Genomic DNA, 23,481 nt, shown 5'->3' on the forward strand with positions numbered 1-23,481 from the left:
AAGCCGGCGCAGCCATCAATCGGCCCTCACCCGGGTTCGGACGACGGCTCGCGCGCCATCAGGGCGGCGACCACCTGGGCCGGACTGCCGGCGCCGTCGAGCAGCGCGACCACGCCCTCGGCAATCGGCATCTCGAGCCCCAGCAGCCGCGCGCGCTGCACCACGGTGCGTGCGCAGTAGACGCCTTCGGCAACGTGGCCGAGCGAATCGACCGCCTGTGCCAGCGTCTGGCCGCCGGCCAGCAACAGGCCGACCTTGCGGTTGCGCGACAGGTCGCCGGTGGCGGTGAGCACCAGGTCGCCCAGGCCCGACAAGCCCATGAAGGTTTCGGCGCGTGCGCCGAGCGCAAGGCCGAAGCGCGTCATCTCGGCCAGCCCGCGCGTGATCAGCGCGGCGCGCGCATTGAGGCCCAGGGCGAGCCCGTCGCACAGTCCGGTGGCGATCGCCAGCACGTTCTTGACGGCGCCACCGACCTCGACACCGACGATGTCATCGTTGGCATAGACCCGCAGTGCCGGGCCGTGAAAGGCCTCGACGAGCACGTCGCGCACCCGGGCATGGCTGCTTGCGGCCACCAGCGCGGTCGGCCGGCCCTGCGCCACCTCCTGCGCGAAGCTGGGGCCGCTGAGCACGCCGGCCAGCAGATCCGGGGCAACCTGAGCCCGTATCTCGTGCGCCAGCAGGCCGAAGGACTGCGAGGCGCCGAGCGCCTGCTCGACACCTTTGCAGAGCCAGGCGACCGGCACCGAAAGATCGCGCAGTGCAAGCAGTTGGCCACGCAGCGCGGCCATCGGCGTGGCGACGATCACGAGGTCGGCGCCGTGCACGGCCGAAGCGGCATCGCCGGCCTGCACCGACAACGCGGCCGGCAGCGGCGTGCCCGGGAGGTAGCGCGCGTTCTCGCGCGTGGCGCTCATGCGCGCGGCCTGCACGGCATCGCGCGCCCACAGCGTGACGTGGTGGCGTGCGGCCACGTTGACCGCGAGCGCGGTGCCCCAGGCGCCGGCACCGAGCACGCAGATTTTCATGCGGCAGCCGCGGCGCGTGGCGCGGGTTTACTGCGTGACGATCGGCGACGGCTCGCCGGCGGCCTGCGCCTGCTGCTGCTCGTACATCGCCTGGAAGTTGATTTCGGCCAGGTGCACCGGCGGGAAACCGCCGCGCTGGATCACATCTGCCACGTTGCCGCGCAGGTAGGGGTAGACGATTTGAGGGCAGGCGATGCCCAGGATCGGGCCCATCTGGTCTTCCGGCAAGTTGCGGATCTCGAAGATGCCGGCCTGCTTGGCCTCGACCAGGAACACCGTCTTGTCCTGCACCTTGGTCTGCACCGTGGCGGACACAGTGATTTCGAAGATGCCGTCGGCCACTGGCTGGGCGTCCACGCCGAGCTGGATATCGACGGTCGGCTGCTCGGGATCCAGCAGGATCGCGGGCGAATTGGGTTGCTCGAGCGACAGGTCTTTCAGGTAGACGCGTTGAATCTGGAACACGGGGTCTTGGGTGTCTGCCATGGCGGAGCTTTCGGATGTCAAAACAACGCCCGCCGGGAAAAGTTTCCCGCAGCGGGCTTGGGAGGTAGCCGGCGATTATCGCCGGTCGCAAATGGCGGTCAGGCGGCTTGCAGCAGGGGCATCAGGCCGCCGCGCCCGTCCAGCGCGACCAGGTCGTCGCAGCCGCCGACGTGGGTGTCTCCGATGAAGATCTGCGGCACCGTGCGGCGCCGGGTGGTCTCCATCATCGCGGCGCGGGCCTGCGGGTCGGTGTCGATGCGGATCTCTTCGATCTGCTCGACGCCCTTGGACTTGAGGATTTGCTTCGCGCGAATGCAGTACGGGCAAACGGCGGTGGTGTACATCTTGACGGTTTGCATGCGCTCTACCTTGGGAAGACTTTCACAATTTCAACAGTGCGCGAAGACTGGGGCCAAGCCCAATGCTTAGGCTTTTTCAATCGGCAGGTTAGCGTCTTTCCAGGCCTTGAGTCCGCCCGCAATCGCTTGGGCCTGCTCATAGCCGAGTTTCTTGGCGGTGGCGACCGCACGGTTTGCGCGCGCGCCGGTGCCGCAGATCAGCAGCAGCGGCACGGTCTTGTTCTTGACAGCCGAGGTCAGCTTTTCTTCCATCAGGTTGAGCGGCACGTTCTTCGAGTTGGTCACGTGGCCGGCCGCGAACTCCTCGGGTTCGCGCACGTCCACCACCACCGCACGCTCGCGGTTGATCAACTGCACCGCCCCCTGGGCCGTCAGCGAGCCGGTACCGGCACCGCGCAGCAAGGGCCAGGCCAGCATGCCGCCCGAGCTGAGCGTGATCAGCAGCAGCATCCAGTTGTCGACGATGAATTTCACAGGGTTCCTTGGGGAGTTGGGATTGGCAAAGCCACAGATTTTAGAATGGCGGGTTCCGCAGTCCCTGACCTCCGACACCAAAGGCCTCCTCCCATGCACAAGCTGGTACTGATTCGCCATGGCGAATCGACCTGGAATCTCGAAAACCGCTTTACCGGCTGGACCGACGTCGACCTGACCGACACCGGCGTCGAACAGGCCAAACAGGCCGGCCGCCTGCTCAAGGCCGAAGGCTACGAGTTCGATGTGGCCTGCACCAGCGTGCTCAAGCGCGCCACCCGTACGCTGTGGCACACGCTGGACGAACTCGACCGCACCTGGCTGCCGGTGGTGCACTCCTGGCGCCTGAACGAGCGCCACTATGGCGGTCTGCAGGGCCTGAACAAGGCCGAAACGGCCAAGAAGTACGGCGACGAGCAGGTGCTGGTGTGGCGCCGCAGCTACGACACGCCACCGCCGCCACTGGCACTTGACGACCCGCGCAGCGAGCGCGGCGACGTGCGCTACGCCAGGCTGGCGCCGGAGCAGATTCCGTTGACCGAATGCCTGAAGGACACCGTGGCACGCGTGCTGCCGTTCTGGAACGAGTCGATGGCGCCCGCCATCCGCAGCGGCCGCCGGCTCGTGGTGGCGGCGCACGGCAACTCGATCCGGGCGCTGGTGAAGTACCTCGACGGCATTTCGGACAGTGACATCGTCGGACTCAACATCCCGAACGGCATTCCGCTGGTGTACGAACTGGACGACGAACTCAAACCATTGCGCCACTATTACCTCGGCGACGCCGAAGCGGCCGCGAAAGCCGCCGCAGCCGTGGCATCGCAGGGGAAAGCCTGAACTAAATGCACATCCGTTGACATGTCGACGGAACCGCGGCAGGCAAATTGCTTCCAAGGTGTGTATATTGGTTCGAGCCACACGGCCGACACTCTCAGGACACTTTTAAATGGGCCAAAAACTCAAGATCACCGGTTGGGTTGCAGCCGGCGCCGTCGCAGGCGTACTGACCACCGTTTCACTGCAAACCGTCGCGCGCGGTTCGCTGGCCCCGCTGCCGCTGGAGGAGCTGCAACAGCTCGCCGCTGTGTTCGGCATGGTCAAGACCGACTATGTCGAGCCGGTCGACGAAAAGAAGCTCATCTCCGATGCGATCTCCGGCATGGTCGCCGGGCTCGATCCGCACTCGCAGTATTTCGACAAGAAGTCCTTCAAGGAATTCAAGGAAGGCACCAGTGGCCGCTTCGTCGGGGTCGGCATCGAGATTTCGCAGGAAGACGGCCTGATCAAGGTGGTGTCGCCGATCGAGGGTTCGCCCGCGTTCCGCGCCGGCCTGAAGCCGAGCGACCTGATCACCAAGATCGATGACACCGCAGTGCGCGGACTCAGCCTCAACGAGGCGGTCAAACGCATGCGCGGCGAGGCCAACACCAAGGTGCTGCTCACGATCTTCCGCAAGGACGAGAACCGCACCTTCCCGGTCACGATCACGCGCGAAGAGATTCGCACGCAATCGGTTCGCGGCAAGGTCATCGAGCCGGGCTATGCCTGGATTCGCCTGTCCCAGTTCCAGGAGCGCACCGTCGACGACTTCGTGAAAAAGGTCGACGAGATCTACAAGCAGGATCCCAACATCAAGGGCCTGGTGCTCGACCTGCGCAACGACCCGGGCGGCCTGCTCGATGCGGCGGTGGCCGTCTCGGCCGCCTTCCTGCCCGAAAACGTGACGGTGGTCACCACCGACGGCCAGCTGAGCGAGAGCAAGTCGATCTACAAGGCGATCCCGGCGGACTACCAGCGCCGCGCCGGCGCCGACCCGCTGCGCAGTCTGCCGGCCGCACTGAAGTCGGTGCCGCTGGTGGTGCTGGTGAACGAAGGCTCGGCTTCGGCCAGCGAAATCGTGGCCGGTGCCCTGCAGGATCACAAGCGCGGCGTCGTGATGGGCAGCCAGACCTTCGGCAAGGGCTCGGTGCAGACGGTGCGCCCGCTCGGCCCCGACACCGGCCTGAAGATCACCACCGCGCGCTACTACACGCCGAGTGGCACCTCGATCCAGGCCAAGGGCATCGTGCCGAACGTGCTGATCGACGAAAGTGCCGAAGGCAGCCCGTTCGCCGCGCTGCGGATGCGCGAGGCCGATCTCGAAAAGCATCTGGCCAGCGGCCAAGGCCCCGAGGCCAAGAGCCCCGAGCGCGAAAAAGCACGCGACGAAGCCCGCAAGCGCCTCGAGGAAGAGGCCAAGAAGCCGCCGCAGGACCGCAAGATCCCCGAGTTCGGCACCGACAAGGACTTCCCGCTGGTGCAGGCGCTCAACCGCCTCAAGGGCCAGCCGGTGCTGGTCAGCAAGACGCAGGTGATCGTCGACAACAAGGAAGAAAAGAAAGAGAACTGATCGGGCCGGCACGTGCAGGACGATGAGCTGCTGCGCTATTCGCGGCATATCCTGCTGGAAGAGTTCGGCATCGATGGTCAGGCCAGGGTCTCGGCAGCGCATGCGCTGGTAGTGGGCGCTGGCGGGCTTGGCTCGCCGGTGGCGCTCTACCTCGCCGCAGCGGGCGTCGGGCACATCACGCTGGTCGACGACGACACGGTCGACCTCACCAACCTGCAACGCCAGATCGCCCACACCACGGCGCGTGCGGGCCAGGCCAAGGTGACTTCGGCCGCCGAGGCGATGCTCGCGATCAACCCCACCATTGCGATCGAGCCGATCACGCAGCGCGCCGATGCCCAAGCGCTGGATCGCCTGGTGGCCGGCGCCGACGTGGTGATCGACTGCAGTGACAACTTCGCGACGCGCCAGGCCGTCAACAAGGCCTGCGTGGCCCATGCCAAGCCGCTGGTGTCCGGGGCGGCAATTCGCTTCGATGGCCAGCTCAGCGTCTTCGACACGCGCGATGCGGCGTCGCCCTGTTACGCCTGCCTGTTCCCGCCCGACGCCGATTTCGAGGAAACGCGCTGCGCCGTCCTTGGCGTGTTCGGGCCGGTGGTGGGCACGATCGGCACGCTGCAGGCGCATGAGGCGCTCAAGCTGCTGGCAGGGATCGGCTCGTCGCTGGCCGGGCAGCTGTTGATGTTCGATGGGCGCAGCACCCGGTTCGACACCTTGCGCACCGCGCGCGACCCGCAGTGCAGCGTTTGCGGCCAACGCCCAGCCGTCTAATTCGGCCCTGCATTCAAAGATCTTGATCTAGCGTTGATCCGGCACTGAGGTTCCAGGGCGGGGGACATTCGCGGAAGGGGCCTACCCCGAAACGTCAAGCACTTCACGTTCATTGGCGCGCAGTCTTGGCCTTGGCAGCGCCCGCGGCGGCGGCGCCGGCGGTCGGCTGCTTCGCATCGGCCAGCACACCCTTGCAGTCGGCGTCTACGCCCGGCCCTGTTTCGATCGTTGCGACCAGTGCCAGCAACGGGTTGATGACGCCGAGCGCCACCGCAGCCAGGCCGCGCCCGGCCAGCTGGCCCGCCTCGATGCCTACCGAGGGCGAAGCGAAGGTGCCGCCGATCACGAGCGGCGTTCGCAGCGAAAGAATGCTCATGTCCTTCGGCTGCTGACGAACCACGAAATGCATCGTCTCGTCGGACAGGCTGGCCTGGCCGCTGGCGTTGAACACCGTGTCGGTGGTGTCGAACACCAGACTGCGTCCGACCATCACGCCCTTGCTGACATCGAAAGCCACCGCCGCGCAGCGCAGCGTGACGTTGCGGTCGCCACGCAGCAGGAACTTGATGATCTCTCCGCCATCGAGCCCCATGAACTCGAGCAGCAGGTTGCTGAACTCGCCGCGCCCGGTGATGGCGGCCACGTCGCCCGATGACCCGCCCAGCCAACTCGCGACCGAGTTGCCGCGGCCGGACAGGTTGATGCGTCCGTCGAGCTTGCCAAAGCTGGTTTTAAGCGTCTCGACCTTCGGAATCAGCCGATTGAGCTGCATCGCCCGGATGTCGAGCGAGGCGCGGATATCAGCCGGATTCTGCGTCGCGTCGATACGGATCGCGCCAGCCAGCTTGCCGCTGGCCAGGCCGAGGTCGAGCGGATCGAGCGTCAGCACGCCGTCGACCAGCTTCACGTGCACGCTGCCGCGATCCAGCGGCACGTCGCGCACGTTGCGGATTTTCTCTGCCGTGTATTGCACCTCGGCATTCATCGCACGCAGCCGCTCGAAATCGAGCTTTGCAGTCGGCAACACCTTGCGGCCCGGATCCTTTTGCGCGCGCTTGACCTGAGTGATCGATGGCGGCGGCTCCACACCCTCCACGGCCTTGGCCGCGCGCTCGGTCGGCGGCAGGCCGATCAGCGGGCCGAGATCGTCCATGTCCATGACGCGGGAACGAAGGCTGCCGCTGAGGTGCGGCGTTTTCGGGGCCTGGTCGAAGCGCATGTCGCCGCCGATGTCCGACAGTCCGAGCTTGCCCTTCAGGCCCTGAACCTCCCAGAGCTTGGCGCGCTTGCGCAAATCGCCGCTGAGCGCGTAGGGCGAGGTCTGCGGCAGGGCGATGCCGAGCAGCGGGTAGAGATCGCCGAGGGTCTGGCCCTTGAGCTGGAACTGCGCGTCGATGCCGTCGAGATCGGCCAGCGCAGCCACGGTGCCCTTGGCGGAGAGCTGCGTCTTGCCGGCCACGGCCTTGATTTCCATGGGGAACGGCGGCTGCCCGGCCGACGTGAGCTGCAGTACGTTGCCGGTGCTGCCTTGGGCAGTCAGGGTTTGCCGCTGATAGCGGCCCTTCACGCGAAAGTCGAGCGGCATCTCGCCGCGCGCAGTGTCGAACGTGAAATCGGCGTGCAGGTCGACACCGAGATGCTCCGCGAGAAAGTCGACACCGCCACCGTCCACCTGCAGCAGTCCGATGGTCGGCACGGTGTCCGCATCGCCAGTGTCCTTGCCAAGCGCCCAGGTGCGGCGCCCGTCCTGCTCCAACTGCAGGCCCATCGTGGGCGACACCAGCATCAGGCGCGGAATGACCACCTTGCCCCCGAGGAGAGGCCAAAGCCGTATCTCGAACTCGGCGCGCTGCGCCTTCACCAGATACGGCTCGCGCGCCCACGAGGGGTTTGCGAACTCGACGCCGTCGAATGCAATGGTGGCGCCGCGCCAGCCAGGCGTCACGTCGAGCCGGCGGGTGATCTCGAACTTGCGTCCGGTCTTCTCGCTGACATAGCGATTGAGGGGCTCGCGCAGCATGTCCCACGGAAAGAACATCACGATGACCAGCAGCACTGCCAGCACTGCGGCGATACCGCCCGCGATGCGGCCCCACAGCGGAATGCCGGAACTGCGGGGGCGCATCGCATTGTTCATATTGCAAGCCTGAGGCCGGCGCAGCACTTTCCGGGTCGGCTCCGGGCCGCAACCGATGTGCGCCCTCGCCTACGCACACTGTTTGTCGGAAGCCGCCTACAGCCTGGAGGCTCGGGAACTTGCATGATCGGCGCGTTCGGCCATGAGCGCCACACTCAACACCTTTATCGTCGAAGACAACGAGACGATTCGCGAGAACCTCGCTGGCACACTCGAAGAACTCGCGTGTGTCACCGCAGTCGGCTTTGCCACGTCCGAGATTGACGCCTGTGCGTGGCTGCATGCCAACCCCGAACGATGGCAGCTTGCTATCGTCGACCTGTTTCTCAAGCAGGGCAGCGGGCTGGGCGTGTTGAAGGCATGCGCGCGGCGCACGCCCTTGCAGCGCGTGGTGGTGTTGAGCAACTATGCAACTGCGGATGTACGCAAGCGCTGCGCCGTGCTCGGCGCCGACGCAGTCTTCGATAAATCAAATGAAATCGATGCGCTGGTCGACTACTGCATTGCCCAAACCGCCCTGCGCGGCGGTTGAGGCCTGCCGTGACTGCTCAATCGATGAGCTTGTTCTTCAGCGCGTAATAGGTGAGGTCGCTGTTGGAGGACAGGTTCATCTTTTCCATCAGGCGCGTGCGGTAGGTACTGACCGTCTTGACCGACAGCGACAGGGTCTTGGCGATGTCGCCCGCCGTCTCGCCCTTGGCCAGCTTCAGGAACACCTGGAACTCGCGCTCCGACAACTGCTCGTGCGGTGCCGCGTCGTCCTTGCGATCGAGCTGGCGCGCCAGCAGTTCGGCAACGGTCGGCGTGATGTAGCGCCGCCCCAGCGAGATGGTGCGGATCGCGTTCACGATCTCGATCGGATCGCATTCCTTGTTGAGATAGCCACTCGCGCCCTGACGAATCAGGTTCATCGCGTAGTGCTCTTCGGGATAGCCGCTCAGGATCAGGATGCCCACATCGGGCGCCTTGGCGCGGATCATGGCCAGCGCATCGATGCCGCTCTGGCCGGGCATCGAAAGATCCATCACGAGGACATCGAGTTCGGTGGTGCGAACCAGTTCGATCGCTTCACGGCCGCTGGCAGCTTCGCCTGCAACGCGCAGGTCGACGTGCTCCGAAAAAAACTGTCTCAGGCCGGAGCGCACGATGGCGTGGTCATCCACAATGCCGATCTTGATCATTCTTTGCTTTCGTCGATTTGAGCGGCCTCGAGTGCCGCTTCTTCCGATCCCTGTTCAGCGCCAATTATTCCCGAATTTGACAATGGAAAATTCTGTGGAGACATCATGCGCTGGTTAGTGGTTCCCAAGATGGCGCTCAGCCTGGTCCTGGCGGCGCTGGCTGCCCTGGTCTTGATCGGGATCAACGAAGCGGGTTACCGGGAGTCGCGCCGCGCGCTCAACGAGATCAGCGAGGCGCAACTGGCGCGAGCGGCGCTCAACGGCCTGCTGCAGAACATTCTCGACGCCGAAACCGGCCAGCGCGGCTATCTTTTGACCGGGGAGGCCAGCTACCGCGAACCTTACGACGGTGCCGTGAAAAAGGTCGATGGCAACCTCGCAAGTCTGCGCGCACTCTACGCCGAGCGGCCCGATGAACAGGCCAGGCTGAACCGGCTGTCCGGCCATGTTGCACGCAAGCTGGCCGAGATGGACATGAGCCTGCGGCTGCGCCAGAGCGGCAGCGACGACGCCTGGAAGTTCGTCCTGACCACCGACGTGGGTCGCGAGGAAATGAACGCCATCCGCGTTCAGGCCAGTGAGCTGATCGCGGTCAGCAACCATGCGCTCGCGGTCGGACAGCAGCAGATTTCCAGGGCGCTCACGCTCGGGCGACTGGGTATCGGCCTGGTCGCCTTGTTTGCATTGCTGGCGTTCTGGCTGTATCTGCGGCAAACGCATGCGTTGCGCTCAGCCGGTGAGCGACAGCAAGAGGCGCTGCAGCGCGAGCGCAATGCACTCGAAACCGAAGTCAGCGAGCGCACCGCGACACTGACCGAACTCGCAACCCATCTCCAGGACGTGCGCGAAACCGAGCGCGGCTACCTCGCGCGCGAGTTGCATGACGAACTCGGCTCGCTGTTGACGGCAGCCAAGCTCGATGTGGCGCGACTGAAATCGCGGCTGGCCGATTCGCCGGACGCGACGCAGCGCCTGCAGCATCTGACCGAGTTGCTCAACAGCGGCATCGCGCTCAAGCGCCGCATCATCGAAGACCTGCGGCCGTCGTCGCTGGCCAACCTGGGCCTGGTGGCTTCCCTCGAAATTCTGGGGCGCGAGTTCGGTGACCGATCCGGTGTGCAGATCGATCTGGCGCTCGAGCCCGTGCTGCTGGACGAAGCGCGCCAACTCACGGTCTACCGCATGGTTCAGGAAAGCCTCACCAATATCGGCAAGTACGCACAGGCGACCGAGGCGACCATCGTGCTCAAGAACTACGGGAACCACGTAATCGTCGAGGTCACCGACAACGGCAAGGGCTTCGAGCCCGACGCAGCGCGCCCTTCCACCCACGGGCTGGCAGGCATGCGGCACCGCGTTCAGGCCGCGAGCGGAAAGCTCACCGTGACATCGGCCCCGGGCCAGGGCACCCGCCTCATGGCGATGATTCCGGTGCAGCGCAACTGAGCTGAGCGGGCCGGGTCGATTCGCCGCTCTCCTACGCTCCCCGGCCGCTGCTGCTGACAGGCCTTTTGGGAGGGCCGCCCTACGCTGGAGTCAGCCCGTTCAAGCCCTGAACGTGCCCCACTAACGCGAGGTCTGCCTCGGTCAGGAGTTCAGCATGTTGCACTACGCAGTCATATTTCTGGTCATCGCGCTGGTGGCAGCGCTCTTCGGGTTCGGCGGCATTGCGGCCGGTGCGGTCGGAATCGCAAAAATTCTTTTTGTGATCTTCATCGTGCTGGCGCTCGTCAGCTTCATTGCCAGCTTGATGCGAAGGGGCTAGCACCGCTACCATCTTTCGCCAGGCCACAATAATCTCCATCTCAGCAAAGGAAACAACACCATGAATGCACCCGTCAAGACCGCATCGCAACTGGCCGACGAAGCTCGCGAAACCGCCAACGACGCCTTGGAATCAACCCGCGCCTACGCGCAGAACGCGGTGAACGCAGCGGGCGAGAAGGTGCGCGGTCTGCGCGGCCAGGTCGAACCCGCCGTGGAGCAGTTGGCCAACCGCGTTCAGCAAGCCGTGCAGCGCGGCCTGGAGTCGGCATCGAAGACCAGCGCCCGTGCACAGCGCCAGATCGAACAGGCCGCCGATGTGACTGGGAAGTACATCTCCGACCAACCAGTGCGCTCGGTGCTGATCGCCGCAGCCGCCGGTGCAGCGATCGCTGCACTGCTGGTGCTGGCCACGCGCCGCCGGGACGACTATTGAACTGAGGTTCCATCCGCAGCGCCGATACTCGCAGCACCATGCTTCATCCGATTTTTTCCACGGTGCTCGGGCGGCCCGAACTGATTGCGGATCATCTTGCCAACTACGCGGCGCTGATCCGCGAGGAAAGTGCCCTTGCCAGCCGCGCCTTGATCAGGCGTGCGCTGGCAGGCGTGGTCGCTGCGGTCAGCGCGATGCTGGCGCTCTGTTTGATCGGCATCGCCGTCATGTTGGGCGTATTGCATGGAAGCTTTCACTGGATACTGGTTGCCGTGCCCGGCGTGGCGGTGGTGGTTGCCGCCCTGTCGGCCTGGGTGGCAACGCGGCCGACCGACCTCAACGCGTTCCAGGACCTGAGCGCGCAACTCGATGCCGACGTGCGCGCCCTGCATCTCGCTGGAGGCTCCGATGCCGATTGACCGCGATGCCTTGACGCCGCAGCAGCGTCTGGCCATTTCTCGCCGAGCGCTGGTTCAGCAACTGCGCGGCGAAGCGCCGCCTGTTGCCCCTGAGCGCGCGCGATCCGGCGCGCAGCCTCCTCGCCCGCGAAAGCCGAGCCTGTTCGATCGCGTTGCGTGGTTGCCGGTCGCGCGCTCGATGGCCGAGCGCTGGTGGCGTCGCCACCCCGCCAATGCCGTGGGCCAGCTCGCAAGACCGGTGCTCGATCGCTATGCGCGGGAAAATCCGGCCAAACTGGTTGCCGTGGCTGCGGCTGCCGGCGCGGTGATTGTCCTGGTTCGCCCCTGGAGACTGCTGTCTGTGGGTGCCTTGGTGGCCGCTGCCCTGAAGTCTTCGGACATCGCCGACATGGTCACCACGGTGATGCGCAACAAGGACGGCAAGGCCTGAACATTGCGCCGAACGCGTGCCCATCAAAAAAGCCCGGCGATTGCCGGGCTTCCTTTTTGGAAGTCGCCTTTTTTACATCTTGACTTCGAGCTTGTTGTCGACAGAACCGACGCCTTCAACACTCTTGGCAATGTCGCCAGCGCGCGCCTTGGCCGCCGCGGTAGGCGCCGGGCCGGCGAGCGTGACGGTTCCACCCTTGGTGTCGACGTCGATCTTGATGGCACTCAGATCGGGATCCTTGGCGAGTCCTGCGGACACCTTAGCCGTGATGCTGGCGTCGTCCACCTTGTTGCCCACGGTGGCGGCTGCATCCTTCACGGCGTCCTTGGCCTCGGCAGCGCCTTGCTTCACGCTGGATTCCGCGGACTTGGCCGACGACTCGGTCTTGGCGACCGCCGAGTCGACTTTTTGGCCGGCCGTGGTGTCGTTGGCCTTGTTGCCGCAGGCGCCGAGCGCCAGCGCGCTGCCGGCCAGCAACACCGCCAGCAATGTGCGCGAGCGCGCGATGGGTTGATTCGTCGATGTCATTTCAAATATCTCCTGAGGTTCGATGCGGTCAGAGCTTGTCCGCGCCCGACTTGATGGCATCCTTGGCCTTTTCCTTCACGTCGCCGTAGGTGCTCTGCACCTTGCCGGCCGCCTTGTCGGCAACGCCTTCGGATTCCAGCTTTTCGCTGCCCGTCACCTTGCCGGTGACTTCCTTGATCTTGCCCTTGGCCTGCTCGACGCGGCCTGCGACTTGGTCCTTGTTCATAGCGGTTCCTTCCGTTGGATTCGACACATGGCTCAGGTGAACCACATGTTCAATCTATCGACACGACGGGCCGCACTGCCGTCGCGCTCGCCGCGAACCGGTGTAGGACAGGTCAGGCGCTGACGATCCAGCCTTCCAGGGGATCGATCGAAACCGGCAGGCCCCACGCGGGTTGCGAGGCTGCCCAGGCAGCCTGCAGCAGGCACAACACGGCATCGATCCGGTCACCCTGCGCATCAGCCAGCAAGATGTCGCGTTGCGCTGGCTCCAGTGCAAGTCGCAGGCCGAGCCGGGCGCTGCCGGAAGTCACGAGGGCATCGAGCAAGTCGGCGCGCGCGACATGGCGCTGCGGTGTTTGCCGCGCGCGGTCGTCGGCCTTGTAGCTGCGCCGCCCGATCAGCTCGCGTGCCAGCAAGCCGGGATAGGCTTCCAGCGCGACGCGCTCGCAACCTTCGCGCGGTACATGCAGCCCCGGCAAACATGCGCCGATTGCCAGCAAACGCGGCACGCCTGCATGCAGCATGAAGGCGACCGGCGGATTGACCCATTTCATCGAGGGGCTCGAACCGGCCGGGCCGTCGGTTGCGCGGTGCGCGAACTTGCCGCCGGCTGGCCGGCCTGCACAGAACGCCGCGAACTCGGCGCGAATTTCGGCCCGGCTCAGGGCCGCGTAGTGCGCCATCAAGGCTTGCCACTGCAACGGCCAACCCAGCTGCACGACCAACTCGCGCGGCAGCCCGAAAGGAAAGTCGAATCCGCCCACCCATGCCGGCGTGCGCGCGAGCCACTCGGCCCACGCAGCCAGCGTGGCAAAGGTGTCGAGCCGGCGCAAGACCACGTGGCGACCGTCGACGCCACCGTGCGCCACCACGATCGGCTTGCGCGCAGTGGGCGCGCTGGAAAAATCGCAACCGAACAGCACGGCCTTCACCGCAAAGCTCAGCCCAGCGCCAGCGCAATCACGCCGGCTGCGATGAAGCCGGCGCCGGCGAGTCTCAGGAGGCGATCCCCCTCGCGCAGCAGATGGCCGCCGATGAGGGCGGCAAACAGCATCGACACCTCGCGTGCCGGCGCAACATGGGAAATCGGCGCCTGCTGCACCGCGTAGAGCACCAGCACGTACGAGACCGGGCTGATCGCAGCGACCAGCAGTGCGTACTTCCATTGCGAGCGCCAGAGTTGCGCGGTGGTGGCGCGGTCGCGCAGGGCAGCCGGCACCAGCAACAGCACGCGCACGAAGTTGCCGAAGTAGTCGAGCAGGATCGGCGACATCGCAAGCCACTTGACCGCATAGCTGTCGACCACCGTGTAGCTCGCGATGAAGGCGCCGGTCAGCACGCCGTAGCGCATGCCCTTGCGCACCCGCTCGCGCTGCGCCGGGTCGTGCGTCGCGTGCCAGAGCCGCGGACCGCCGGCGACGAGGAACACGCCGAGCACCACGCCGACGATGCCGGCCAGCCCGGTGGGGCTGATGCTTTCGCCAAGGAACAGGATGGCGAACAGCGAAGACAGCAGCGGCCCAGAGCCGCGTGCGAGCGGATAGACCACGGTGAGGTCGGACTTGCGGTAGCCGCGCAGCAGGACGACGTAGTACACGACGTGCAGCACACCGCTGAGCACGACGAAACCCCATTCCATCGCGCCCCATTGCGGCACCACCTGCCAGCCGAGTGCAATGCCGAGCGGTGCCCACAGCACCATGAGAAAAACGCCGCTCTGGAAGGCGAAGCGGGCGTCGCCGTTGGCCTTCTTGGCGGCGATGTTCCAGCTGGCGTGGATCACGCCCGCCAGCATGATCAGCGCAAAGGCGGAAAGCGGCAAAGCGCGAGGTTCAGGGCCGGCCGACGATGGCGGCCGTGGCCATCAGCTCTTCGAGCAGCGCCAGCGAAACCTTGCCGGAGACCGCATAGGGATCGAGCTCCGGGCGTTCCGAATAGCGCAGCAGCGTGGCCTGGTGCCCCTTGGTCAGGTTGACCTGGCCCATGGTCCAGCCGCCGAAGCGGCGTTCGGAAATCTCTTCGTAGTGCAGCAGCACCACATCCTTGTGGCGCGGGTCGCGCTGGATGTGGCCATAGAGGTCGCTGATGGCGGTGCGGCCGCCCTCGATTGCCTGCAGGAAGATCCCGGCGCCATAGCAGAGGATGCCGGTGACGCCGCAAGCAGTGTTGTGGGCGCGCGATTGCGTGAGGATCGCCTCGATGGCGGGCGCGCTCGAATCGACGGCGCGGCTGGCGTAGAGCAGGCGTACCAACATGTCAGCCCTTTCGCGGGAGCAGGGACAGAAACTCGCGCCGCAGCGACGCGTCCTTGAGGAATACACCTCGCATCACCGAATTGATCATCTTGCTGTCCATTTCCTTGACGCCACGCCAGGCCATGCAGAAATGCTCGGCCTCCATGACGAGGGCGAGGCCATCGGGCTGGGTTTTCTCCTGGATCAGGTCGGCCAGTTGCACCACGGCTTCTTCCTGGATCTGGGGCCGGCCCATCACCCATTCGGCCAGGCGTGCGTACTTGGAAAGGCCGATCACATTGGTGTGTTCGTTCGGCATCACGCCGATCCAGAGCTTGCCGATGATCGGGCAGAAGTGGTGCGAGCAGGCACTGCGCACCGTGATCGGGCCGACGATCATGAGTTCGTTGAGGTGTTCCGCGTTCGGAAATTCGGTCAGCGTGGGCGCCGCCACATAGCGGCCCTTGAAAACCTCGTTGAGGTACATCTTGGCGACACGGCGTGCAGTGTTGCCGGTGTTGTGGTCGCGATCGAGGTCGATCACCAGGCTCTCGAGCACGCCCTTCATCTTGACCTCGACCTCGTCGAGCAAGGCTTCGAGCTCGCCCGGTTCGATGAACTCGGCGATGTTGTCGTTGGCGTTGAAGCGTTTGCGCGCAGCCTGCAGGCGCTCCCGGATCTTTACCGAGACGGGCGTGCCCTCGTCGTCGTCTCCCCCGTGGCCGGGGCGCTCTGCAGCGTCAATTTTCTTCAGCATCCGATGATCCTAACAGTGAACGGTTGGCAAGCCATTCAGGCCTGCAGCGCCCGCCCAGTGGGCGCAGGCAGCTATCAATTCAATAGCAAAAAGTCGGTCACCAGCGGCAGGTGATCCGACATGCGTGCCCAGATCGGGCCGCGCGGCACGTTGCACGCCACCGGCGAGAGGTGGCGCCCGTAGATGAAGTCGAGCTGCGCCACCGGCAACCGCGACGGGTAGGTCAGCGTGCGCGGCCCGCGCAGGTCGCTCGAATCGCGCAGGCCCGCCGCGTTCATCGCGTAGCGCATGCGCGCGCCCCAGTCGTTGAAGTCGCCGGCCACCACCACCGCCTCGCCTGCCGGAACCTCGCGGGCGATGAACTCGTTGAGCTGCGCGACCTGCCGCACGCGGCTGCCCTTGATGAGGCCCAGGTGGACGACGATGGCGTGCACCGGACGGCCTTCGACCTCGATCACCACGTGCAGCAGTCCGCGCTGCTCGAAGCGATGGTCGGAAATATCCTGGTGCCTCTGGTGCAGCACCGGCCAGCGCGTCAGCAGCGCATTGCCGTGCTCGCCGTGGCGCGTGACGGCATTGGTCTCGTAGACCGCCGTATAGCCCTCGGGTGCGAGGAAGTCGGCCTGCGGCATTTCGGGCCAGCGGGTGAAACGGGCGGCCGCCTGCCGGTTCATCTTGCGCACTTCCTGCAGGCAGATGATGTCGGCGTCGAGCTGCTCGATTGCATGGCCGAGGTTGTGGATCTCCAGCCGCCGCGCCGGACCGATGCCTTGCACGCCCTTGTGGATGTTGTAGGTCGCCACGCGCAGCGTGTGGGCCGGTGAAGTCATGCTTGAAATTGTGGCAGCAACAGAATGGCTTCGGCGTTCGACGGGGAAAAGCAGGCGTCGGCGGCGTCGCGGTAGGGCAGCCACTGCCAGGCCGTGTGCTCGCGTGGATTCAGTACCGGATCGATGCGTTCCGGCAGGCACAGGCCGAACAGATGCTCGGTGTTGTGCGTCACGCCCGGGGCGTAGCGGGCACGCCAGCGCGGGTAGATCTCGTAGATGTTCTGTAGCTGCCAATCGCGCAGCCGGGGAGCGAGCGGGCTGCCTTCGCCGCAGGCGAAGCCGGTTTCCTCGGCCACCTCGCGCGCCGCGGTCAAGGCCAGCGGCTCGTCTGCAACGTCCTTGCTGCCGGTGACCGACTGCCAGAAATCGTCGGCGTCGGCGCGGCGGATCAGCAGCACGTCGAGCGCAGGCGTGTGGATCACGACCAGCACCGACTCCGGGATTTTCCAGGGCCGCGTGCTCGTCGTCATCGGCGCATCAGGCGGGCTGCGGGGTGTTTCGCAGGCGGATGTGCAGTTCGCGCAGCTGCTTCTCGTCGACCGGGCTCGGCGCCTGCGTGAGCAGGTCCTGCGCACGCTGGGTCTTGGGAAACGCGATCACGTCGCGGATCGACTCGGCGCCGGTCATCAGCATCACGAGACGGTCCAGGCCGATCGCGATGCCGCCGTGCGGCGGTGCACCGTACTGCAGTGCGTCGAGCAGGAAGCCGAACTTGAGCTGTGCATCCTCCGCGCTGATCTTGAGCGCGCGGAACACCTTGCTCTGCACTTCCTCGCGGTGGATACGCACCGAGCCGCCGCCCATCTCGATGCCGTTGAGCACCATGTCGTAGGCCTTGGCGATGCACTTCTCGGGCGCCGTGTCCATCAGGTCTTCATGGCCATCCTTGGGCGCGGTGAAGGGGTGGTGCACGGCCGACCAGCGCTGGCCTTCCTCGTCGAATTCGAACATCGGGAAGTCGACCACCCAAAGCGGCGCCCAGCGGTCTTCGAACAGGCCGCTCTTGCGGCCGAAGGCGCTGTGGCCGATCTTCACGCGCAGCGCGCCGATCGCGTCGTTCACGACCTTTTCCTTGTCGGCGCCGAAGAACAGGATGTCGCCGTTGCGGGCGCCCGTGCGCGCGACGATCTCGGCCAGCGCCGCATCGTCGAGGTTCTTGACGATCGGGCTTTGCAGGCCGTCCCGGCCGGCTGCCGCGTCGTTGACCTTGATGTAGGCCAGGCCCTTGGCGCCGTAGATCTTGACGAACTCCTGGTAGGCATCGATCTCGCCGCGCGAGAGGCCGCCTTCGGCAGCGCCGCCCGGTACGCGCAGCGCAACGACGCGGCCGCCGACCATGGTGGCGGCGTTCGAGAACACCTTGAACTCGACGCGCTTCATGAGCTCGGTCAGTTCGGTGAACTCGAGCTTGACGCGCAGGTCGGGCTTGTCCGAGCCGTACTTGAACATCGCGTCGCCGTAGCTCATGGTCGGGAACACCGGCAGGTCGATGCCCGCGGCATTGCGGAACACGGTGCGGATCATGCCCTCGAACATTTCGCGGATTTCCTCTTCGGCGAGGAACGAGGTCTCGATGTCGATCTGCGTGAATTCAGGCTGGCGGTCGGCGCGCAGGTCTTCGTCGCGGAAGCACTTCACGATCTGGTAGTAGCGGTCGTAGCCGGCCACCATCAGCAGCTGCTTGAACAGCTGGGGCGATTGCGGCAGCGCGAAGAAGCTGCCGTCGTGCACGCGGCTGGGCACCAGGTAGTCGCGCGCGCCTTCGGGCGTGGACTTGCCGAGCATCGGCGTCTCGATGTCGATGAAGCCGTTGGCATCGAGGAACTTGCGCGTTTCCATCGTGACCTTGTAGCGCAGCATCATGTTGCGCTGCATCGCCGGGCGGCGCAGGTCGAGCACGCGGTGCGTGAGGCGGGTGGTTTCCGACAGGTTGTCATCGTCCAGCAGGAACGGCGGCGTCACCGACGGGTTCAGCACCTTGAGCTCGTGGCACAGCACTTCGATCTTGCCGCTCTTGAGCGACTCGTTGATGGTGCCTTCCGGACGGCCGCGCACCAGCCCCTTGATCTGCACGCAGAACTCGTTGCGCAGGTCTTCGGCCACGGCGAAGGTCGCGGCGCGATCCGGGTCGCACACCACCTGCACATAGCCTTCGCGGTCGCGCAGGTCGATGAAGATCACGCCGCCGTGGTCGCGTCGGCGATTGACCCAGCCGCACAGGGTGACGGTTTCGCCCAGCAGGGCTTCGGTCACGAGACCGCAGTAGTGAGAACGCATGGCCATAAGAAGATTCCGGCGCCGCTGGGGCGCGTTTTTAGTGCTTGATCGCGACGGTGGCGGGGCCGCCCGGGACGACCACACCCATCGACACGATGTACTTGAGCGCCTCGTCCACGCTCATCCTGAGTTCGATGCAGTCGCTGCGCTTGAGCATCACGAAGTAACCGCCGGTCGGGTTCGGCGTGGTCGGGACATACACGCTGAGATAGTCCCCGCCGCCCAGATGGCCGAGCACCTCGCGGCCCGGCGCGCCGGTCACGAAGGCAATGGTCCAGACGTTGGCACGCGGCCACTCGATCAGCACCGCCGTTCGGAAAGCGTTGCCGCTTTCGGAAAACAGCGTGTCCGACACCTGCTTGACGCTCGAATAGATCGAGCGCACCACCGGGATGCGGCGTACCACGGCGTCGCCCCAGCCGAGCAGGCGCTTGCCGACGAAGTTGCTGGCAATCGCACCGACCGCCAGCAGGATGCCGAGCGTCAGCAGTACGCCGAGCCCGCGAATGTTGTTGTCGTAGAGCCATTTCTGCCAGACCAGCGGCAGCACCCAGAGAGTCTGGTCGAGCGTGTCGATGATCCACTTGAGCACCGCCAGCGTGATGAACAGCGGCACGATGACCAGCAGGCCCGACAGCAGCCATTTGCGCAGCGCGTGCATGGGCAGCTTCAATCGGTTTTGACCGCGGGAGCGGGGCTCGCAGCAGGCGCAACGGCAGGGGCGGCGGCAGGCGCAGCCGCAGTGGACGCGCCGGCATCGGTGACTGGCTTGGCGTCGGTGCCTGCGCCGTTGGCCGCAGGCGTCTTCGCATCTGCCGTCTTGGCATCGGCCGGCTTCTTGCCACTGCCCTCGCGGAAATCGGTCACGTACCAGCCGGAGCCCTTGAGCTGAAAGCCGGCAGCAGTGACTTGCTTTTCAAACGCACTCGCGCCGCAATTCGGGCACACCGAGAGCGGCGCGTCGGACATTTTGCGCAGCACGTCCTTGGCAAAGCCGCAGGCACTGCACTTGTAGGCGTAGATAGGCATGGGATGGGGGTCGGAAAGAGCGGCGCAGCTGCCGCCCGCAAAGCCTACGATTATAGGGCGCGGGCGCCCTCCACCCGCATCAGGCCGGCTCAACCGCCAGGGGGCGGTGCGGCGTGTGCCGGTTCGCCACCCATTGCGGCGCCAGCGAACCTGCCACCATGCCGAATGCCGAGGCCAGCACGCCCGCCAGCTGGGCCGGGAACACGGTGCCCCAGGGCAGCGCCAGGAGCAGCAGCCAGCAACCGATACCGAGCACCACGGCCGCCATGGCGCCCTGTGTGGTGGCGCGCTTCCAGTACAGCCCGGCCACCAGCGGCACGAACGCGCCGACCAGCGGCACCTGGTAGGCCCCCGACACCAGCTCGTAGATCGGCGTGCCCTGCATGCGAATGGCATAGGCGAGCACCGCGGCGCTGAACAGCAGCACGGTAATGCGCATGGTCAGGAGGTTCTCGCGGTCGGTGCCGGAGGGCCTGAACTGGCGCCAGATGTTCTCGGTGAAGGTGACGCTCGGCGCCAGCAGGGTGGCCGACGCGGTCGACTTGATGGCCGACAGCAGCGCGCCGAAGAACAGCACCTGCATCACGAACGGCATCTTCTCGAGCACGAGCGTGGGCAGCACCTTCTGCGGATCTTCCTTCAGCAGCGTCGCGGTCTGCTCCGGCATGATGAGCAGCGCGCTCGCCACCAGGAACATCGGCACCGACGCGAACAGGATGTACGCCACGCCCCCGATCACCGGCCCGCGCGTGGCCGCCTTGACGCTGTTGGCCGACATCACGCGCTGGAACACGTCCTGCTGCGGGATCGATCCCAGCATCATGGTGATGGCCGCGGCGAAGAAGAAGATCATGTCGTGGAAGTTCGGCTCGGGCCAGAACTTGAACAGTTCCCTGCTGGTCGCGAACTCGATCACCTTGCCGGCGCCGCCCGCCATGTTGCCGGCGAACACCGCGATCACGGCCAGGCCGACCACGAGGATGATCATCTGGATGAAGTCAGTCACCGCTACCGACCACATGCCGCCGAACAGCGTGTAGGCGAGGATGGAAACAACGCCGATCGTCATGCCCACGGGGATCGAAATGGCGCCGGCCGACAGCACGTTGAACACCAGCCCGAGCGCCGTGACCTGCGCCGACACCCAGCCGAGGTAGCTCAGCATGATGATCAGCGAGCACGCCACCTCGACCACGCGGCCAAAGCGCTCGCGGTAGTAGTCGCTGATGGTCAGCAACGTCATGCGGTAGAGCTTGCCCGCGAAAAACAGCCCCACCAGGATCAGGCAGGTGCCGGCGCCGAACGGGTCTTCGATCACACCGTTGAGCCCGCCTTCGATGAACTTGGCCGGAATGCCGAGCACCGTTTCGGAGCCGAACCAGGTCGCGAAGGTGGTGGTCACGATCATGTAGAGCGGCAGGTGCCGCCCGGCGATCGCGAAGTCGGTGGTGTTCTTCACGCGCCGGGCTGCGACGAGCCCGATGGCGATGGTGATCAGCAGGTAGACGATGACCAGGGTCAGCAACACGGTGGCTCTCCAGAGGCGAGGGTGGTGGCGAAAGAACGAACTAGAACAGGCGGACGCGCAGCATCAGCTGCATCACGATCAAGCCCAATACAAAACCCATGCCACCGTAGATGATGGCCTGCAGCAGTTTGTTGGTGCGCTTCTGCGCGGCCAGCAGCTCGAGCAGTTCGCGCCGGTGGTCGGCCGGCCGGTTCTCGAGGTAGTCGTGCAGCAGGCGCGGCAGCTGCGGCAGCAGCTTGGCGTAGCGCGGCGCCTCGGCGCGCAGCTGCGAGAACAGCTTCTTCGGGCCGATCTGGTCGACCATCCATTTTTCGAGGAAAGGCTTGGCCGTGGCCCACAGGTCGAGCTCGGGGTCGAGCTGGCGGCCCAGGCCTTCGATGTTGAGCAATGTCTTCTGCAGCAGCACCAGTTGCGGCTGGATCTCGACGTGGAAGCGGCGCGACGTCTGGAACAGCCGCATCAGCACCATGCCGAGCGAGATTTCCTTGAGCGGCCGGTCGAAATAGGGTTCGCACACGGTGCGAATCGCGCCTTCGAGCTCGTCGATGCGCGTGCCTTCCGGCACCCAGCCGCTTTCCAGGTGCAACTCGGCCACGCGCTTGTAGTCGCGCCGGAAAAAGGCGACGAAGTTCTGCGCCAGATACTCCTTGTCCGACTCCGTCAGCGTCCCGATGATGCCGAAGTCGAGCAGGATGTAGCGCCCGAAAGTGGCCGCGTCCAGGCTCACCTGGATGTTGCCGGGGTGCATGTCGGCATGAAAGAAGCCGTCGCGAAACACCTGGGTGAAGAAGATCGTGACGCCGTCGGTCGCCAGCTTGGGAATGTCGACGCCGGCCGCGCGCAGGCGGTCGAGCTGGGCGATCGGCACGCCGTCCATGCGCTCCATTACCATCACCTCGGGGTGGCAGAAGTCCCAGAACATCTCGGGGATCATCACCAGCTCGAGCGGGGCCATGTTGCGCCGCAGCTGGGCGGCATTGGCGGCCTCGCGCACCAGGTCGAGCTCGTCGTGCAGGTACTTGTCGAACTCGGCCACCACCTCGCGCGGTTTCAGACGCTTGCCGTCGGCCGACAGGCTCTCGACCCAGCCGGCCATCATGGTCATCAGCGCCAGGTCTTTCTCGATCACGCCACGCATGTTGGGCCGCAGCACCTTCACGGCCACGTCGCGCATCGTGCCGTCGCGCGCACGCAGCGTCGCGAAGTGCACCTGCGCAATCGAGGCGCTGGCCACGGGGGTCTCTTCGAACTGCACGAACACGTCGCCCACCGGGCGCCGGAACGCGCGCTCGATGGTCGCGATGGCCACGGCCGAAGGAAACGGCGGCACACGATCCTGCAGCCGGGCCAGTTCGTCGGCAATGTCGGGCGGCAGCAGGTCGCGCCGGGTCGACAGCACCTGGCCGAACTTGATGAAGATCGGGCCGAGGCCCTCCAGCGCTTCGCGCAGGCGCTGGCCGCGTGGCGCCTCCAGGTTGCGCCCGACCGAGAGCACGCGGATCACGATGCCGAGCCAGGGCTTCTGGAAGCTGGTCAGCACCAGCTCGTCCAGGCCGTAGCGCAGTGCGACCCAGACGATGTAGATGCCGCGGTAGAAACGCGTCATTCGGCGCCCGACGCTGCCGCAGCGCGCCCGGTGCGATCACCGACGAACTTCCGCAACGCCGCCACGACGCGCCGTGCGCCGGTGCCGATGGCATGGGCGGGCACGTCGCCGATCAGGCGCGCCAGGTCGTCCTCGACATCCCAGCGCACATGGTCGACCAGCCAGTTGACCTCAGCCGCAAGCTGGACATCGCCGGTGATCTGCACTGCCGGCTTGTCGCCGCGCAGCGAGCTGCGCACGATGTCGAAGGGCGAATCCTGGGTGACGGTGAGCGTGAGCTCGGGCGTGGCGCCCTCGGGCGCCAGATCGAGCAGGCCGGCCGGCGTGGCAACCAGCTGCATCGTGACGAAACGCCACTGGAACTGCACCACCCTGCCCTGCTGGCGCACCAGCCGCTGCTGGGCCTCGGGTTCCTGCTGCAGCACATGGTTGAGAAACAGCACCGCGCGGTGCTGGATCTCGTGCACCGCCCAGGCTGGCGGCTGCAGACGCTCGCCAATCTTGTTGAACAGCTCGTCGAAAAAAGCAAATGGGGACGATGGTGTAGCCATAGTCCCCATTATTCCCGACCCGCCCCGTCTGGCGAGGCCGTC

General features: G+C 65.7%; 29 protein-coding genes. 9 read left to right on the top strand and 20 right to left on the bottom strand.

All coding sequences use genetic code 11. The annotated features are described in order from the left end of the window. Positions 1 to 26: 26 nt before the first annotated feature. From QTI05_RS03600 to QTI05_RS03615, 4 genes are all read right to left on the bottom strand, one after another. On the bottom strand, positions 27 to 1,028 hold the full coding sequence (locus tag QTI05_RS03600) for an NAD(P)H-dependent glycerol-3-phosphate dehydrogenase (RefSeq protein WP_286622939.1): 1,002 nt from the start codon (positions 1,026 to 1,028) through the stop codon (positions 27 to 29). 27 nt (positions 1,029 to 1,055) lie between these two features. Next, positions 1,056 to 1,514, bottom strand: a complete 459-nt coding sequence (secB, locus tag QTI05_RS03605; RefSeq protein WP_286541983.1) for a protein-export chaperone SecB — start codon at positions 1,512 to 1,514, stop codon at positions 1,056 to 1,058. Between the two features lie 98 nt (positions 1,515 to 1,612). Beyond that, positions 1,613 to 1,873 (bottom strand): glutaredoxin 3, encoded by a 261-nt coding sequence (gene grxC / locus QTI05_RS03610; protein WP_286622940.1) that lies wholly within the window; start codon positions 1,871 to 1,873, stop codon positions 1,613 to 1,615. A 66-nt stretch (positions 1,874 to 1,939) separates the two neighbouring features. Further along, positions 1,940 to 2,347: a rhodanese-like domain-containing protein gene (locus tag QTI05_RS03615; protein WP_286541981.1), complete on the bottom strand. Its 408-nt coding sequence runs from the start codon at positions 2,345 to 2,347 to the stop codon at positions 1,940 to 1,942. 93 nt (positions 2,348 to 2,440) lie between these two features. On the opposite strand from QTI05_RS03615, the gene gpmA reads away from it, so the two are divergent. The 3 genes from gpmA (at position 2,441) to QTI05_RS03630 (ending at position 5,507) form a co-directional block, all read left to right on the top strand. Next, positions 2,441 to 3,184: a 2,3-diphosphoglycerate-dependent phosphoglycerate mutase gene (gene gpmA / locus QTI05_RS03620; RefSeq protein WP_286622941.1), complete on the top strand. Its 744-nt coding sequence runs from the start codon at positions 2,441 to 2,443 to the stop codon at positions 3,182 to 3,184. Positions 3,185 to 3,293: 109 nt separating this feature from the next. Further along, positions 3,294 to 4,736, top strand: coding sequence for a S41 family peptidase (locus QTI05_RS03625; protein ID WP_286622943.1), 1,443 nt, complete (start codon positions 3,294 to 3,296; stop codon positions 4,734 to 4,736). Positions 4,737 to 4,748: 12 nt separating this feature from the next. Beyond that, positions 4,749 to 5,507: a HesA/MoeB/ThiF family protein gene (locus QTI05_RS03630; RefSeq protein WP_286622945.1), complete on the top strand. Its 759-nt coding sequence runs from the start codon at positions 4,749 to 4,751 to the stop codon at positions 5,505 to 5,507. 109 nt (positions 5,508 to 5,616) lie between these two features. Here QTI05_RS03630 and QTI05_RS03635 read toward each other — a convergent pair whose 3' ends face one another. Further along, positions 5,617 to 7,632 carry an AsmA family protein gene (locus QTI05_RS03635; protein WP_286622946.1) on the bottom strand — a complete coding sequence of 672 codons (2,016 nt, stop codon included), beginning with the start codon at positions 7,630 to 7,632 and terminating at the stop codon, positions 5,617 to 5,619. Between the two features lie 154 nt (positions 7,633 to 7,786). On the opposite strand from QTI05_RS03635, the gene QTI05_RS03640 reads away from it, so the two are divergent. Then, on the top strand, positions 7,787 to 8,176 hold the full coding sequence (locus tag QTI05_RS03640) for a response regulator (RefSeq protein WP_286622947.1): 390 nt from the start codon (positions 7,787 to 7,789) through the stop codon (positions 8,174 to 8,176). A gap of 16 nt (positions 8,177 to 8,192) precedes the next feature. Here QTI05_RS03640 and QTI05_RS03645 read toward each other — a convergent pair whose 3' ends face one another. Next, positions 8,193 to 8,825 carry a response regulator gene (locus QTI05_RS03645; protein WP_286541976.1) on the bottom strand — a complete coding sequence of 211 codons (633 nt, stop codon included), beginning with the start codon at positions 8,823 to 8,825 and terminating at the stop codon, positions 8,193 to 8,195. A gap of 105 nt (positions 8,826 to 8,930) precedes the next feature. Here QTI05_RS03645 and QTI05_RS03650 point away from each other — a divergent pair, with 105 nt between their 5' ends. From QTI05_RS03650 to QTI05_RS03670, 5 genes are all read left to right on the top strand, one after another. Continuing rightward, a complete protein-coding gene (locus QTI05_RS03650) occupies positions 8,931 to 10,271 on the top strand; it encodes a CHASE3 domain-containing protein (protein WP_286541975.1) in 1,341 nt (446 codons plus the stop codon). A gap of 154 nt (positions 10,272 to 10,425) precedes the next feature. Next, entirely contained in the window at positions 10,426 to 10,590 is a 165-nt protein-coding gene (locus QTI05_RS03655; protein WP_286541974.1) for a DUF1328 domain-containing protein, read from the top strand. 60 nt (positions 10,591 to 10,650) lie between these two features. Continuing rightward, complete coding sequence (locus tag QTI05_RS03660; protein WP_286541973.1) at positions 10,651 to 11,025, top strand: hypothetical protein; 375 nt, start codon at positions 10,651 to 10,653, stop codon at positions 11,023 to 11,025. Between the two features lie 38 nt (positions 11,026 to 11,063). Continuing rightward, on the top strand, positions 11,064 to 11,444 hold the full coding sequence (locus QTI05_RS03665) for a hypothetical protein (protein WP_286622948.1): 381 nt from the start codon (positions 11,064 to 11,066) through the stop codon (positions 11,442 to 11,444). After that, a complete protein-coding gene (locus tag QTI05_RS03670; RefSeq protein WP_286622949.1) occupies positions 11,434 to 11,874 on the top strand; it encodes a hypothetical protein in 441 nt (146 codons plus the stop codon). The genes QTI05_RS03665 and QTI05_RS03670 overlap by 11 nt, the downstream gene beginning before the upstream one ends. A gap of 72 nt (positions 11,875 to 11,946) precedes the next feature. On the opposite strand, the gene QTI05_RS03675 is transcribed toward QTI05_RS03670, so the two are convergent. The 14 genes from QTI05_RS03675 to QTI05_RS03740 form a co-directional block, all read right to left on the bottom strand. Next, on the bottom strand, positions 11,947 to 12,402 hold the full coding sequence (locus tag QTI05_RS03675; protein WP_286622950.1) for a BON domain-containing protein: 456 nt from the start codon (positions 12,400 to 12,402) through the stop codon (positions 11,947 to 11,949). Between the two features lie 28 nt (positions 12,403 to 12,430). Further along, the gene (locus QTI05_RS03680; protein WP_286541969.1) at positions 12,431 to 12,628 is read right to left on the bottom strand and encodes a CsbD family protein; all 198 of its coding nucleotides are present in this window, start codon (positions 12,626 to 12,628) and stop codon (positions 12,431 to 12,433) included. 112 nt (positions 12,629 to 12,740) lie between these two features. Further along, complete coding sequence (locus tag QTI05_RS03685; protein WP_286623355.1) at positions 12,741 to 13,550, bottom strand: DUF429 domain-containing protein; 810 nt, start codon at positions 13,548 to 13,550, stop codon at positions 12,741 to 12,743. Positions 13,551 to 13,567: 17 nt separating this feature from the next. Continuing rightward, positions 13,568 to 14,449, bottom strand: a complete 882-nt coding sequence (locus QTI05_RS03690) for an EamA family transporter (RefSeq protein ID WP_286622951.1) — start codon at positions 14,447 to 14,449, stop codon at positions 13,568 to 13,570. Between the two features lie 10 nt (positions 14,450 to 14,459). Next, positions 14,460 to 14,882, bottom strand: coding sequence for a BLUF domain-containing protein (locus tag QTI05_RS03695; protein ID WP_286541967.1), 423 nt, complete (start codon positions 14,880 to 14,882; stop codon positions 14,460 to 14,462). Position 14,883: 1 nt separating this feature from the next. Then, complete coding sequence (gene folE, locus QTI05_RS03700) at positions 14,884 to 15,618, bottom strand: GTP cyclohydrolase I (protein ID WP_286541966.1); 735 nt, start codon at positions 15,616 to 15,618, stop codon at positions 14,884 to 14,886. A 74-nt stretch (positions 15,619 to 15,692) separates the two neighbouring features. Then, positions 15,693 to 16,448: an endonuclease/exonuclease/phosphatase family protein gene (locus QTI05_RS03705; protein WP_286622952.1), complete on the bottom strand. Its 756-nt coding sequence runs from the start codon at positions 16,446 to 16,448 to the stop codon at positions 15,693 to 15,695. Next, positions 16,445 to 16,918: a dihydroneopterin triphosphate diphosphatase gene (nudB, locus tag QTI05_RS03710; protein WP_286622953.1), complete on the bottom strand. Its 474-nt coding sequence runs from the start codon at positions 16,916 to 16,918 to the stop codon at positions 16,445 to 16,447. Before nudB ends, QTI05_RS03705 begins: the two co-directional genes overlap by 4 nt. Positions 16,919 to 16,925: 7 nt before the next feature. Then, entirely contained in the window at positions 16,926 to 18,731 is a 1,806-nt protein-coding gene (gene aspS / locus QTI05_RS03715) for an aspartate--tRNA ligase (protein ID WP_286622954.1), read from the bottom strand. A gap of 31 nt (positions 18,732 to 18,762) precedes the next feature. Then, positions 18,763 to 19,386 carry a DUF502 domain-containing protein gene (locus tag QTI05_RS03720; protein WP_286541962.1) on the bottom strand — a complete coding sequence of 208 codons (624 nt, stop codon included), beginning with the start codon at positions 19,384 to 19,386 and terminating at the stop codon, positions 18,763 to 18,765. An 8-nt stretch (positions 19,387 to 19,394) separates the two neighbouring features. Continuing rightward, entirely contained in the window at positions 19,395 to 19,754 is a 360-nt protein-coding gene (locus tag QTI05_RS03725; protein ID WP_286622955.1) for an FmdB family zinc ribbon protein, read from the bottom strand. A 79-nt stretch (positions 19,755 to 19,833) separates the two neighbouring features. Then, positions 19,834 to 21,282, bottom strand: a complete 1,449-nt coding sequence (locus QTI05_RS03730; protein WP_286622956.1) for a high affinity choline transporter 1 — start codon at positions 21,280 to 21,282, stop codon at positions 19,834 to 19,836. A gap of 40 nt (positions 21,283 to 21,322) precedes the next feature. Beyond that, the gene (gene ubiB, locus QTI05_RS03735; RefSeq protein ID WP_286622957.1) at positions 21,323 to 22,888 is read right to left on the bottom strand and encodes a ubiquinone biosynthesis regulatory protein kinase UbiB; all 1,566 of its coding nucleotides are present in this window, start codon (positions 22,886 to 22,888) and stop codon (positions 21,323 to 21,325) included. Further along, entirely contained in the window at positions 22,885 to 23,439 is a 555-nt protein-coding gene (locus tag QTI05_RS03740; RefSeq protein WP_286622958.1) for a hypothetical protein, read from the bottom strand. Before QTI05_RS03740 ends, ubiB begins: the two co-directional genes overlap by 4 nt. Positions 23,440 to 23,481: the final 42 nt, after the last annotated feature.

It is taken from the genome of Variovorax fucosicus (assembly GCF_030316825.1).
GTDB lineage: Bacteria > Pseudomonadota > Gammaproteobacteria > Burkholderiales > Burkholderiaceae_C > Variovorax > Variovorax fucosicus.